This is a genomic window from Streptomyces sp. NPDC053673 (genome assembly GCF_055585225.1).
The window spans coordinates 12,389-25,215 of the sequence record NZ_JBVJKN010000014.1 but is presented as its reverse complement, the minus strand read 5'-3'; the positions used below and the strand labels follow the sequence as shown (position 1 = coordinate 25,215).

Here is a 12,827-nt window from a genome sequence, read left to right as displayed (position 1 = left end):
AAGAAGCCCCTCGCTCTCGCGAAGGGCTTCTTCCGTCTGTGCGCCGCCAGGGACTCGAACCCCGGACCCGCTGATTAAGAGTCAGCTGCTCTAACCAACTGAGCTAGCGGCGCCTGCTGACGTCGTAGACCTTAGCATCCTGATCGGCGGGAGGAAAAATCGATATACGGACCGCCGTGGCGGAGCTCGCACGGGCCGCCCGCACACAGGCCCAGAGCAGCACCTCGGGCCCGGGCAGCCACGGATGCCGGGTGTCGGGGGCGACCACCCAGCGCGGTCCGGGGGCGGGGGCGCCGGGCGGCGGAGTGAGGGGCGGGGCGGTGATCGCGTCCCCGGCTCCGTGGCAGAGCAGGGTCGGTACGGAGCTGCCGCACTCCTCCCACCCGAGCAGGGACGGTAACCGCTGGGCCGTGCCGGGGACGGCGAACAGCAGCATCCGGCCGCGGTGGAAGGCCACGGGGCCGGAGCCGGGACCCTCCGACCACAGCCGGTCGAGCATCCTGCGCCCGAAGATCGCGGGCGCGTTCACGACATCGAAGGCGCGCCCGCAGGTCACGACGGCGGGCGCGGTCGGCCGGGCCTCGTAGAGCGCGAGCGTGGACCGCGGGTACGCGCTCGCGGACGCGAGCCAGTCCGCGCCGGAGGCGGTGATCCGCGAGGTGTGGTGCCGTCCTTCGTCCCGGAGGAGCTCGAAGATGTCACGCCGCTGCTCGTCGCTGTCGCCGGCGGGGCTCAGGGGGGTCTCGTCTCGCAGCCAAGTACTCATGGCGCTTACATCTACCGAGAGTCATCTTCCCGTTTCCGTGGGTTGCCGGAAACGGGGACAGGGTGGGGTGGGAGGGAGTATCTTGCGCCCCGGCATATGCCGCCTGCCCATCACCCGCCGGTGGGCCACTGGTCTGTGTCCAACGCACGACCGGGCCCGGCGCACCCCTGGGGCCGGCAGCCGAGCGACGGCCCTGGACGGAAGCGGCCCCACCCCCACGGTCCGCACCGGGCGGACGGCCAGGGGCGGGGCCGAAACGGACCACACCACTTACGGCCCGCACCCGGCATCCGAGCCGAACCCGGACCAAAGCAGCCCCCCGCGGCCCGCAGTCGGGAGACGGCCAGGGGCGGGGCCGTGCAGGGTCGCCCCTCGCTGGGGTCCCCCCAGGACGAAGTCCTAGGGGGAGAAATCGGGTGGTGGTTCCGGATGACGCCGTATCCTCCGATTTCCGAGGAGGCGAGCCCGGAGGGGCCCAGCCCCACCACCCACCGGCGCGCCCCGAGCCCGTCTGGGGGTCCCCCCACGCCGCAGGGCGTAGGGGGAGCTTGAGGACGGACACACCGGCCGCGCCCACGGCACCGGGCACACCGTCACCCCACACCCCGCCGGAGGCGCACCGCACCCCCCGGACGGCTACGGCGTCGTCTGCGGGTCCGGCCCCCGGAGAAGACCCCGGCCGAAGTCGATCATGCGTTTCGCGTAGTCCTCGCTCCACTCCGCCTGCCGGGCGATGTCCGCCGTCGTCAGGCGGTCGAAGCGCCGCGGGTCCGCGAGCTGCGCGGCCGCGATGGCCTGGAACTCCAGGGCCCGGTCCGTCGCCGCCTGGAAGGCCAGCGCCAGCTCCGTCGCGCGGGCCAGCAGCCGACGGGGGTCCTCGATGGACTCCAGATCGAAGAAGTGCTCCGGGTCGGAGGCGGCCTCCGAGGGCTCGAAGATCAGCGGCGAAGGCCGCACCCGCCGCTCACTCCGCCCCGACGACTCCGTCATGCGTGTCTCCTCCTCGTGCATCCCGACCACCCCCCATTGTCCCGCCCCGCACAAGTGCACCCCGGGAGGGGGAGTGTCGTCAGCGCGCCGTGGTCGCCGACGTCGTTGCCGGGCTATCACCCGGGTGCTCATACGGGCGGTCTCCCGGGCCACCCGCGCGGTCACCGTTTCGTCGCTACCGCCCCGCCCACACCACCCGGTGCTCCGCAAGATGGGAGAGGACCGCGTGGTTCGCCTCCCACCCGTCCGGGCTGTTCCCAATGGCCGCCTCCGGCGGCGTGCCGGACTCCGTCCGGCGAAGTGGCGGCGATGGGCTCGGCGCTGGTCGGCCAGGCGCCGGGGCGCCGGTCACGGCCGCCAGACCACCCGGTGGTTGGACAGGTGATCCCAAGTGGTCATCATTGCGTCCCAGCCGTCCGGGAACTTCACCGTGACGCCCAGTTGCACCGGCTCCGTCGACGGATGCTCGTCCAGCAGGTCCGCGACGCCCGCGCGGCACACCACGATGCACGCGTGACGGTGGCGGGAGGCCAGGACACAGAGGCGGCCCGTCTCCAGGTGGAAGGCCGTGGCATCCGGTCGGCCGGAGAGCGGGTGGAGGACGACCGTCACGTCGAACTCCCGTCCCTGCAGCCGGTTCGCCGTGTCCACCGCGACGCCGCTCACCCCCAACTCCGTGAGCGCCGCCCGGACCGCCGCGGCCTGGTCGCGGTGGGCCGTGCCGACGGCGATCCGGTCCGCGGTGAGGGGCACCGGATCCGCCGACCGCTCCGAGACCGACGCACCGCCGCGGTCCAGCAGCCGGCGGACCACCAGGGCCACGGCCCGTACCGCCTCCGGGTCGGTGCGCGGCGTGTGACGGGCGGGCAGCTCCAGCAGGCCCCAGCCCGACTCCGCCGCCTCGTCCAGGACCCGGTCGGGCCCCGACCCGTCCGACGGCACCCCGAAGGCGAGTCGCCGGTCGCCCGTCCCCGTGCCGCTGCGGAACGGCGTGTACGGATAGAACGCGGAAGAGACCAGGGGCGCCGCCGAGGCAGGCAGCCGCCAGGACACCGGCAGCCGGTGCTGCGGCAGCTCCGGGTTGTGCGCGAGCAGTGTGGAGACCGCGCTCGCCGACGGGTCGTACGACAGCCCCGCCCACTGCTCGGCCCCCACCACCGAGAACGGGTCGAGCTGGCCCGGATCGCCCACGAACAGCGCCCGCTCGAAGAGCCCGGCGACGGCGAGCAGCGCATCGGAACGCATCTGGTACGCCTCGTCCACGATCGCGTGCTCCCACGGCTCGACGCCCTTCACATGCGCCCACTTCGCGGCCGTCGAGATGACCACGTCGAGCCCCGCGAGGTCGCCCGCCTTCGCCGACTTGCGTACGTTCCCCAGCTCGTCGAGCGCCTTGTCGTACGGGTCCGGGTCATTGCTGTGCAGTCGGCCGACCGGCAGCTCCGGCTCCTTCTCGGCGAGCCGCAGCACCAGATCGTCGACCTGTGCGTTGGTCTGCGCGACGACCATCAACGGCCGTCCCGCCGCGGCCAGTTCGAGCGCCGCCCGCACGACGAGCGTCGACTTGCCCGCGCCGGGCGGCGAGTCCACGACAACGCCGCGCGCTTCCCCGTGCAGGGTGTCGGCGAGGATCGCCTCCGTGGCGCGGGCGGCTTCCGCGCCCGGGTCGAACAGCGCGGTCACGGTGCCGGTCACAACAAATCCTCCGGGGTCACGGGGCAGGTGCTGGTAACGGCAGATCCTCCGGGGGCCACAGGGCCGGTACTGGTACCGGTGCCCGTCACAGCAGATCCTCCGGGGTCACGGGGTCCGGGCTCTCCGCCGCGTCGGACCGCGGCGGGCCGCCGTGCGTCCACGGCGTCTCCTCCGGATCCGGCAGCTTCGGCCCGCTCCGCTGGTCGTGCTCGAACAGCGTCCAGGCGATCCGCTCGCCCTTCTCCGGAACGGAACCTTCCGCAGGGTCCTTGGAGCGGCCCATCCGGTCCAGCAGCCGCAGTACGAGCGAGCCGTCCTGCTCGTACCGCACGAACTCCCCGGACTGCGGCTTGCCCTCCAGCGAGCGGTACGCCTTCACGCCCGCGCCGAGATGCGGGCGGTCGTCCGTGCGTACGGTCACCAGCGGGCGGGGCGATGGCCGCTTCGACTCCGACCAGGCCATCACCACTCCGGTGACCTCGCCGACGAACGCCTCGCCCGAGAGCCGCCGGCCGGCCAGCACCAGCGGATCGTCCAGCGCCTCCTGCGCCTCCAGCTGCGCCTGCGCCGTCTCGCGCGCAGCGAGCTTCTGCGCGGCGGTCACCGCGTCGTCGCGGCGCGGCTGCGGGGGCTCGCCCGCGCGTACCCGGTCGCGGTGCCCGGTGAACGACCAGCGGTCGCGGGTCCAGCGGTCGGCGGCCCGCGGCCCCTCGGGCAGTTCCCGCAGCAGATCCAGGCCGTGCCACACCGCGTCCCAGGTCGGCCGCAGCACCGCCTCCAGCAGCGTCCGGATCTCCCGCTCGGCCGCCGTCAGCCGACCCAGCTGCTCGTCCGCGGCGCCGCCGTCCTCCGCCGCGGCGAGGGCCTGGCGAGCCCGGTCGTACCGCTCGATCGCGGGCGCCAGCAGCCTGTTGTCGAACGCCGGGTCCGTGGCCGGGCCGGCCGGCGGGCACACCAGCTGGCCGCCCGCGTCCCGCGCGAGCTCCGCCCGCAGGGCCGCCTCCGCGCCCGACTCGCCGTCGGGGGGATCGATCCACGCGAGCAGCGCACCCAGGTGCTGGTCCTCCAGATGCGACTGCCCGGTCGCCCAGTGCCGCCCGAGCAGGTCCGTCATCGCCGGCAGCAGCGAGGAGCCGGGCACCCGCGCCCGCTCCCCGTAGTGCGTCAGCCACCGCCCGAGCAGCGGCACGCGCGGCGGCGCCGGATACGGGGTGTCCGGGTCCTGCTCCGCAGTCCGCCGGAACCGCATCGACCGGCCCAGCAGCCGTACGAAGTCGACACCGGGCCGGCTCGGCACGATCAGCTGCGGCGCGTCCGCACACAGCTCGACCTCGACCTTGACCCTCTTCCCGGTCTCCGGATCCGTCTCGCTCCGCTCGGCGGCCTCGACCTCGTCCGCGTATCCGTCCAGATACGGCAGCACCGCCTCGGCCAGCTCCGCGAGAAACGCGAACCGCAGGTCCCGGTCCCGCGGCTGCGCCACGGCCAGCAGCCGCGGCGCGTCCCGCTCCGTACCGACCAGCGCCCCGAGCGGCGCGCCCGCCTCCCCGGCGGTGGTGAGCGGCACGAACACGAGCGGCTGCGCCGAGAGATGCCGGTGCCGCACCGTGGCCAGCGGCTGCGCCCGCCCGCTCTCGACGGCCTCCAGCCGAGCGAGGGTGGCAATCAGCGACACGACTCCCACCCCCCGCGGCTCACGGCACCGGCCACCGGCGACGCGATGGCATCCGCGCAGGTCTTCGGCGCGCCCCCGAGGGTGCGGGGCGCGAGGCCGGTCGTCACCGCAGGCTGCCGCCCGCCGCGCGCGGCGCGAGCCGTCGCCGTCACGCCGTCCCCCGCCCCGCGCCGCAGGCTCCCGCGCCGAGCGCCTCCGCGCGCAGTGCCGCCGCCCGACGCAGCGTGGCGACCGTGGGGTCCGCCGGGTCACCCGACTCGCCGCGGGCGGCCGACAGGACCTCGGCGACCTCCGTCAGACCGCCCAGTTCACCCCGGACCGCCCGTCCCAGGGACTCGACCGCGCCCGCGTCGCGCGCCCGCTCGCGGCAGTGGAAGGCCAGCTCGCAGGAGGACAGGCACTCGGGGGCGTACGCCGAAGGGACCGCCTCGACCGCCGCGGTCAGTTCGCCGGACGAGCAGGACTCCACATCGAAGCTGACCCCGTCCGGCAGCGCCGATGCGATGTCCTCGATCCGGGTCAGCCGGGCCAGCTGCCGCCGTGTCACCGACAGCTGTTTGCGTACGTCGACGACCGACGCGGCCGGCAGATTGGAGAAGTCCTTCGGGCAGACCAGCAGCACCGAGTGGGCCACCGACGCCCCCTCCGTCAGCGCCGCGACCCGCTCCAGCGCCAGCACGTACACCGCGGCCTGGCGTGCCGCCGCGCCCACCTTCGACGCGTCCGCCGAACTGTCGATCATCGGGAAGGACTTGATCTCCACGACCGTCCACCGGCCGTCGGGATGCACCACGACCGCGTCCGGCTCCAGATACGCGGGTGACCCCGCCACCTCCAGCGCCAGCATCGGATGGTCCAGCAGCGTCCACGCTCCCGCGCCGGTGGCCTCCCGCAGGGCCAGCGCCGTGCGTGCCGCACGCCCCTGGGGGCCGGCCGCCGTGAGATCGGGGACCCGTGCCTGCTGCGGGTCGGCGACGCCGAGCAGCCGCAGCAGCTCCGTACCGCCGTCGGCCTTGACCCGGGCCTCGAACGCGTTTCCCCGCATGAAGGCGAACTGGGACTGGCCGAACGGAGCCGGCGAGCCCAGCGCCCGTGCGAGCGCGGCCTTGTCCACCCCGGCGCCGTCCAGCAGCGCGCGCCGCTTGCACCCGGGGTTGGCGGCGAGGGCCGCCAGCGCGCGGGCGTCGAGCGGATGCGGCGCGGTGGACGGGCCGCGCAGCTCAGCGAGTCGCTGCCGGAGTGCTGTCGCCGACGCCTGTGGAGGAAGTCCGCTGTGCAGGGATGTGCTCACCCGCGGAAGTCTTGCATCCGTCACTGACAATCGGGGACTTGTCGTCCACTCCGACCTCTTCCCCGGCCTCTTCCTCAGGCGAATCCCCAGCCGAGGACCCGGCCGACTCCTCGATCGAAGCCCCGACCGAAACCCTGGCCGATTCCTCGACCGCATCCCCGGCACCGGCACCGGCACCGGCCCCGGCACCGGCACCGGCGAAGCGGGCCCTGACCCCGTCCGTGAGCCGCATCGCCGGCCGGGTGAGCAGCAGTCCCACGCTCATCACGGCGACCCCGGCGACCGCGTCCAGGAAGTAGTGGTTCGCCGTCCCCATCACCACGAGAGCGGTGACCAGCGGATACGCGACACCCGCCGCCTTCGCCAGCGGGCCGCGGCCGTACCGCCACAGCATCACCCCGCACCACAGCGCCCAGCCCACATGCAGGCTCGGCATCGCGGCGAACTGGTTCGTCATCCCGCCGAGACCGCGCGGTGCGCTCGCCTCGCCGCCCCACCAGCCGTACGAGCTGTACTGCGCCATCGTGTCGACGAATCCGTGCCTGGCGTCGAGCAGCCGGGGCGGGCAGGTCGGCATGAGTGTGAAGCCGATCAGCCCGAGGAGGGTGGAGGCCATCAGCCAGGTCCTGGCCGCCCGATAGTGGGCGGGGCGCCGGCGGAACAGCCAGATCAGGATCGCCGGGGTGACGAGGTAGTGCAGTGAGGCGTACGCGAAGTCGGCGGGTATGCCGAGCGCGGGGGTGCTGGTGAACAGTCTGTTGAGCGGATGCTCCAGGTTCAGCCGGAGATCCTGCTCGATGCCCAGTATTCCCAGACCGTGTCCGACCGCCGTCGACTCGTCACCGCGCGCGAGCAGCCGGCCTGCCGAGTACGCGACGTAGACCACGAGGACGAGTGGCAGCTCGGTCCACCAGCGGAGCCGGGGGTGTCGGCTCGTATGCGCGGTCTGCGGCATCCGGACGCTCTCCATCCGATGTTGGTGCGGCCGTCGGCCACCGGAAAACTGTACGGTGTACGGGACGCATGAAGAGGGCCGGGGGTTGCTCGTGGTTCATGCCGCGTTCAGGTGGGTGATGATGGACGTATGGCACCGCGGATATTTCTCGCCCGGCACGGACAGACGGAGTGGTCCCTGCTCGGCAAGCACACCGGCCGGACGGACATCCCCCTCCTCGACGAAGGGCGGCGTGGCGCGAAGCTGCTGGGGGAGCGGCTGCACAAGTCGCCCTGGGACGGGCTCCCGGACGCGGAGATCCGCACCAGCCCGCTGATCCGCGCCCGCGAGACCTGCGAACTCGCCGGATTCGCCGACCGTGCGCAGCCGTGGGACGCGCTGATGGAGTGGGACTACGGCGCGTACGAGGGCATGACCCAGGCCGAGATCCACGCCGTCGACCCCGACTGGTTCATCTGGCGCGACGGCGTTCCCGAGGGCGAGACCAAGGCCCAGCTCGCCGTCCGCGCGGACGGGGTCATCGAGTGGGCGCGCTCGGCCGACCGCGACTGTCTGTTCTTCGCGCACGGCCACATCCTGCGTGTCCTGGGTGCCCGCTGGATCGGCGAGGACGTGTCCTTCGCCGCCCGCATCAAGCTCGACCCCACCAGCCTGTCGGCGCTGGGCTGGGCCTATGGAGCCCCGGCGATCGAGCGGTGGAACGACACGGGCCACCTGGGCACCTGAGCGCCCCTTCTTACCCGCAGTGCAGCAGTACTGCAGTAGCCCATGAGTACCCGCAGTACCGCAGTAGCCCATGAGTACCCGCAGTGCCGCAGTAGCGCCTGCGTACCCGCGGTGCCGCGGTAACCCCTCCGTACCCGCGTCGGCGTGCGCGTCAGTGCACCGCCGCGGCCGCCTTCGCCGTCGCCGCGTAACGGTCCAGGAACCCCGCCACCCCGGCTGCCTGCCGACGGGGCGTGAGCAGCCGGGCGGTGTCGGCGAGCATCGCGCGGATACGGGAGGACTGCACCTGGCCGTCCAGGAGGTCGAGGACCTGCTCGCCGGCCACGGCGGCCTCGGCGAGGGCACCGGCGCGGGCCAGGTCGGAGGCGAGCTGTGCCCGGTACAGGGCGAGGTTGCGTGCGAAGTGCGGGTCCTGGAGGGCCGTCGCACGATGCGCGTGACGGGCGGCGCGGGACCAGTCGCCCAGGGCCGACCAGCACTGCGCCTCCAGCGCCTGGAGCTCCGGCTCGCCGAAGAAGGACATCCACTCCGGATCCGTGTCCGAGGGCCCGCGGCCGAAGAGCGTATGGGCCCGGTACAGCGCCCGCTCGCAGCCGCTGCGGTCGCCGAGACCGGCCCAGCCGCCCGCCTCGCGCAGCGTGAGGAGGGCCAGCAGTCTGGCCGACGCCAGCTGTCCGGCCGCGCGCTGCCCGGCCTGTGCGGCGCGTACCGCTTCCCGGTGCCGGCCCGCGTCCCTGGCGAGGAACGACGTGTTGCTGAAGGCGTGCGCCTCGAGGCCCGGGTCCCCGGCGACCCGCGCCGTCGCCAGGGCTTCCGCGTAGTGCGAGCGAGCGTCGTCGAAGCGGCCCGAGTCATGGGCCAGCCAGCCGACCGAGATGGCCAGTTCACCCGCCCCCGCGGCGAGCCGGCCGGCGGTCGAACCCCGGGTCGTGCCACCGGCGTCGAGCAGCGCGTACGCCGTGCGCAGCGGCTGTGAGGCGCGCCGGTAGAGCCCGTCCGCGCCGTGCCGGTCGTCGAGCAGCCGGATCTGCCGTACGGCCTCCTCGACCGCGCGCACCTCCGACTCGCCGATCCGCTGCCTGGGCACGTCGGAACGGAGCGCTTCGGTCCCGGGCAGTGAACCGAGGCCCAGGGATGCGGCCGCCACGCTGACGGTGCCGCTCGTCATGAATGCGCGACGCAGCACGTCGCTCTCCTCGTTGCTATAGGTGCTGTTGGTGCAGTTGGTGCTCTCGGCGCTGGGGGTGCCGTTGGTGTCGTTGTTGCTGTTGTACGGATCTGAGGGCCGCGGCGTTCGGTCCCGGGCTCCCCGGCCCCGTACCGCCTCGCGGGCCGAGAACCCCAGATCCGCCAGTGTCAGACCGGGGAACATATGCAGAAAGACCCGTTCGTAGGCGTAGTTGGGGCAGCGGATCTCACCCGCCTCCACCCGCCCGATGTAGCGGGCGTCACAGGCGACCTGCTCGCCGATCTCCCGCGCGGCCCTGCGTACGAGCGCCGCGAACTCTCCCGGTGAGCGCTGTCCGCGCAGCCGCCGGAACATGAGGTTGGGAACTGCCCGTGACGACGCCATGGCCGAGCCCTCTCCTGGTACAAGCCGGCGCCTTCTCGGGTCTTCGGACGTGAGATTCCTTGCGCCGGCGGGGCAAGAACGTACCTGCTGTGACGGGCCGGGTACGCAGTGTTTGGCTACAAACGGGATATCTCACCCACGATCCGCCATGAACTGCCATCCTTTGCGGCGGCGTGCCGCCGTAGCCGTTGACGCGGGCGGGCGTTGAACCCTGCAGGGGCGCGATACGTGTCCCTACTCGGCGAGGAGGGTTCCCTTGTTGGAGGTCGGCATGGAGACCAGCGGTGGCTCGCGGACGAGTGCTCAGCACCTGCCCACCGAGGAGTACAGCGCGGCACCGGCGTCGATGCCACAGGGCCCTGAGGGGCCCTGTGACCTGGTGACGGTACCGGCCAGGCAGGGGCTGGAAGCGGTGGACATCCTGCGCCGCGGCGGGGCCCCGGCCGTCGGGCCCGTGCTCCACGACGGCAGCTGCGACACGCTCGGCTTCCTGGTGCCGCCCGGCACGGCGGCCGGCTGGGACATGCCCGGCAGTGCCTGTACGCAGACGTCGGGCCGCGGACTGCGCCTGCCCATCGAGCACGGGGCGCCCGGCTCCCCGGCCGTCCCGGCGGAGCCCCCGGTCAGCGGCAGCGGTTGGCTGCTGCCGCCCGGTGATACCGGTCCGGTCACCGACCCGGTCGTGCTCCGCGAGGCCCTCGGCGAGGCGGCCCGCCTGATCGAGGCGGCGGACAGCATCCAGCTCCCGTAAGGACCGGCGCGGGGTGACGGGGGCGACGGGGGTCGACGCCGGGCGGCGCAGGGCCGGGCGCGCCCCGGGATAATGGCCTGGTGGCAAGGAACAGGCAGCGCGGGCGGTCCGCGGCACCCGAAGCCGTCGTCGAGACCGTGGATGGCGGGCTCGCCGAGCTCGTCCCCGACCGGGAGCGGCCCCGCGGCTGGACGCTGCTGATCGACGGCGCACCCCAGTCCCATGTCGACCTCGACGACCCCGCCCTGCTGACCTTCGAGTACCAGCGCCGCCTCGGCCACGTCGTCGACCTCGTCGCGCCCGCGGGCCGGCCGGTGAACGCCGTCCACCTCGGCGGCGGCGCTTTCACCCTCGCGAGGTACGTCGCCGCGACCCGGCCGCGCTCCACCCAGCAGATCGTCGAGGTGGACGGACCGCTCGTCCAGCTCGTCCGCGCCCGCCTCCCGCTCGACCCGGGCGCCCGGATACGGGTCCGCTCCACCGACGCCCGCGCCGGTCTCGGCAAACTTCCCGACGGCTGGGCGGACCTGGTCATAGCGGACGTCTTCAGCGGCGCCCGCACCCCGGCGCACCTCACCACCACGGAGTTCCTCGCAGAGGTACGCCGGGTGCTGAAGCCGGGCGGTCACTACGCCGCCAACCTCGCCGACGGCCCGCCGCTCGCCCATGTGCGCGGCCAGATCGCCACCGCCGCGACCGTCTTTCCCGAACTCGCCCTCGCCGCGGACCCGACCGTGCTGCGCGGCCGCCGTTTCGGCAACGCCGTACTGCTGGGCTCCGATCAGCCGCTGCCCGTAGCGGACCTGACCCGCCGGGTCGCGAGCGACCCGCACGCCGGACGGGTCGAACACGGCAAGGCGCTGGCGGACTTCACGGGCGGCGCGGCCGTGGTGACCGACGCGAGCGCCAGGCCCTCGCCCGTACCGCCGCCGTCGGTCTTCCGGTAGCGCTCAGCCTCCGGCAGCGGCAGCGGCAGCGGTAGTCGGCCTCGGCAGTCGGCAGGCGTGAGTCGGCAGTCGGCCCTTGGCAGGCGCAAGTGAGCAAGCGTGAGATGGCAAGCGTAAGCAGGCAGGCGTAAGTCGGCGCTCAGCGTTCTTCGATCTCGACGCGCGGGGCCGTGTCGTGCCAGGTGCAGAACACGTCGATCTCCCGGCCGCTCTGGGAGAACGTCACCCGGATGTAAGTGGGTTGCTTCCAGATCTGCATCGTCCAGCTGCCGGACGGGGTCGCCGATACCAGCTCCGCCGACGCGGGCCCGATGTCGAAGGCGACCCGGCCACCCTCGACCGTGTAACTCTTCACGTTCCCCGACTGCGGAGACGAGTAGGAGGGCTTGGTCCTGCTGGGGCCGCTGCTCGGCTCGGCGTCATCCGACGACGACGCCGAGGGCTTGCGGGTGTTGTCCGGCTTCGCGCCCGAGGTCGCCGCGGGCAACGGGTACTCGGGGTGCCGGGACGAGGGCGACCGGGGCGGGGCGCCCTGCGTCGTCCGGGCGTCCGTCGTGATCGGCAGCGCGCGCGGCCGGTCGTACGCCGTGCCCGCCATCACCGTGTGCACCCCCCACCACGAGAGCGTGACCGCCGCGCCCGTGGCGAGCGACCACGCCATGGCGTGTACGAGTCCTCTCCGCATTCGGGCCATACTGCACCACGCGTGTCCCGTCTGTCCCGAGGGGGACCCTCCTACTCCGGATGGCGTACGGTGCCGCCCATGGCAAGTGTGCTCGTGGTCGAGGACGACCAGTTCGTGCGCTCCGCCCTCATCCGGCACTTGACCGAGGCCTCCCACACCGTACGGAGCGTCGGGACGGCCCTGGAGGCGCTGCGTGAGGTGGCCCATTTCCGCTTCGACGTGGTCATTCTCGACCTCGGTCTGCCCGATCTCGACGGGGCCGAGGCGCTGAAGATGCTGCGCGGCATCACCGACGTACCGGTCATCATCGCGACGGCGCGGGACGACGAGACGGAGATCGTGCGGCTCCTCAACGACGGCGCCGACGACTACCTCACCAAGCCGTTCTCCGTGGAGCACCTGTCGGCCCGGATGGCGGCCGTACTGCGTCGTTCCCGGGCCACGGCGGGCGAGGCGCCGCCCAGCAGGGTCATCCAGGTCGGCGGCCTCTCGATCGACCCGCTGCGCCGTCAGGCCGCGCTGGACGGGAGCCGGCTCGATCTGACCAGGCGGGAGTTCGACCTGCTCGCCTTCCTCGCCGGACGGCCGGGTGTCGTCGTGCCGCGCAAGGAACTGCTCGCCGAGGTGTGGCAGCAGTCGTACGGCGACGACCAGACCATTGATGTGCATCTGTCCTGGTTGAGAAGGAAGTTGGGGGAGACTGCCGCGCGTCCCCGCTATCTGCACACCCTTCGGGGCGTCGGTGTGAAACTGGAGCCGCCGCAGTGAGCGGC

12 protein-coding genes and 1 tRNA gene are annotated in these 12,827 nt (G+C 73.1%); 4 read left to right on the top strand and 9 right to left on the bottom strand.

Annotated features, from left to right (window positions below; translation table 11 throughout):
• Positions 1 to 39: 39 nt before the first annotated feature.
• The 7 genes from ACZ6ZQ_RS20615 to ACZ6ZQ_RS20585 form a co-directional block, all read right to left on the bottom strand.
• Positions 40 to 113 (bottom strand) — tRNA-Lys (locus tag ACZ6ZQ_RS20615).
• Positions 104 to 766 (bottom strand): hypothetical protein, encoded by a 663-nt coding sequence (locus tag ACZ6ZQ_RS20610; RefSeq protein ID WP_469769959.1) that lies wholly within the window; start codon positions 764 to 766, stop codon positions 104 to 106. The genes ACZ6ZQ_RS20615 and ACZ6ZQ_RS20610 overlap by 10 nt, the downstream gene beginning before the upstream one ends.
• Before the next feature lie 636 nt (positions 767 to 1,402).
• Entirely contained in the window at positions 1,403 to 1,756 is a 354-nt protein-coding gene (locus ACZ6ZQ_RS20605; protein ID WP_469769958.1) for a hypothetical protein, read from the bottom strand.
• A 348-nt stretch (positions 1,757 to 2,104) separates the two neighbouring features.
• Positions 2,105 to 3,439: an AAA domain-containing protein gene (locus ACZ6ZQ_RS20600; RefSeq protein WP_469770097.1), complete on the bottom strand. Its 1,335-nt coding sequence runs from the start codon at positions 3,437 to 3,439 to the stop codon at positions 2,105 to 2,107.
• 97 nt (positions 3,440 to 3,536) lie between these two features.
• Positions 3,537 to 5,126: a hypothetical protein gene (locus ACZ6ZQ_RS20595; RefSeq protein WP_469769957.1), complete on the bottom strand. Its 1,590-nt coding sequence runs from the start codon at positions 5,124 to 5,126 to the stop codon at positions 3,537 to 3,539.
• A gap of 148 nt (positions 5,127 to 5,274) precedes the next feature.
• Positions 5,275 to 6,417, bottom strand: a complete 1,143-nt coding sequence (locus ACZ6ZQ_RS20590; protein WP_469769956.1) for a hypothetical protein — start codon at positions 6,415 to 6,417, stop codon at positions 5,275 to 5,277.
• Positions 6,347 to 7,372 (bottom strand): phosphatase PAP2 family protein, encoded by a 1,026-nt coding sequence (locus tag ACZ6ZQ_RS20585; RefSeq protein ID WP_469769955.1) that lies wholly within the window; start codon positions 7,370 to 7,372, stop codon positions 6,347 to 6,349. The genes ACZ6ZQ_RS20590 and ACZ6ZQ_RS20585 overlap by 71 nt, the downstream gene beginning before the upstream one ends.
• A 129-nt stretch (positions 7,373 to 7,501) precedes the next feature.
• Between ACZ6ZQ_RS20585 and ACZ6ZQ_RS20580 the strand changes: the two genes are divergently transcribed.
• A complete protein-coding gene (locus tag ACZ6ZQ_RS20580; protein WP_469769954.1) occupies positions 7,502 to 8,098 on the top strand; it encodes a histidine phosphatase family protein in 597 nt (198 codons plus the stop codon).
• Between the two features lie 151 nt (positions 8,099 to 8,249).
• On the opposite strand, the gene ACZ6ZQ_RS20575 is transcribed toward ACZ6ZQ_RS20580, so the two are convergent.
• Positions 8,250 to 9,671 carry a tetratricopeptide repeat protein gene (locus tag ACZ6ZQ_RS20575; RefSeq protein WP_469769953.1) on the bottom strand — a complete coding sequence of 474 codons (1,422 nt, stop codon included), beginning with the start codon at positions 9,669 to 9,671 and terminating at the stop codon, positions 8,250 to 8,252.
• A 271-nt stretch (positions 9,672 to 9,942) separates the two neighbouring features.
• On the opposite strand from ACZ6ZQ_RS20575, the gene ACZ6ZQ_RS20570 reads away from it, so the two are divergent.
• Entirely contained in the window at positions 9,943 to 10,422 is a 480-nt protein-coding gene (locus ACZ6ZQ_RS20570; protein WP_469769952.1) for a hypothetical protein, read from the top strand.
• 80 nt (positions 10,423 to 10,502) lie between these two features.
• On the top strand, positions 10,503 to 11,369 hold the full coding sequence (locus tag ACZ6ZQ_RS20565) for a spermidine synthase (RefSeq protein WP_469769951.1): 867 nt from the start codon (positions 10,503 to 10,505) through the stop codon (positions 11,367 to 11,369).
• Between the two features lie 139 nt (positions 11,370 to 11,508).
• Here the strand turns inward: ACZ6ZQ_RS20565 and ACZ6ZQ_RS20560 are convergent, their stop codons facing one another.
• Entirely contained in the window at positions 11,509 to 12,063 is a 555-nt protein-coding gene (locus tag ACZ6ZQ_RS20560) for a hypothetical protein (RefSeq protein WP_469769950.1), read from the bottom strand.
• 69 nt (positions 12,064 to 12,132) lie between these two features.
• On the opposite strand from ACZ6ZQ_RS20560, the gene ACZ6ZQ_RS20555 reads away from it, so the two are divergent.
• Positions 12,133 to 12,822 carry a response regulator transcription factor gene (locus tag ACZ6ZQ_RS20555; RefSeq protein WP_469769949.1) on the top strand — a complete coding sequence of 230 codons (690 nt, stop codon included), beginning with the start codon at positions 12,133 to 12,135 and terminating at the stop codon, positions 12,820 to 12,822.
• The last annotated feature ends 5 nt before the right edge of the window (positions 12,823 to 12,827 follow it).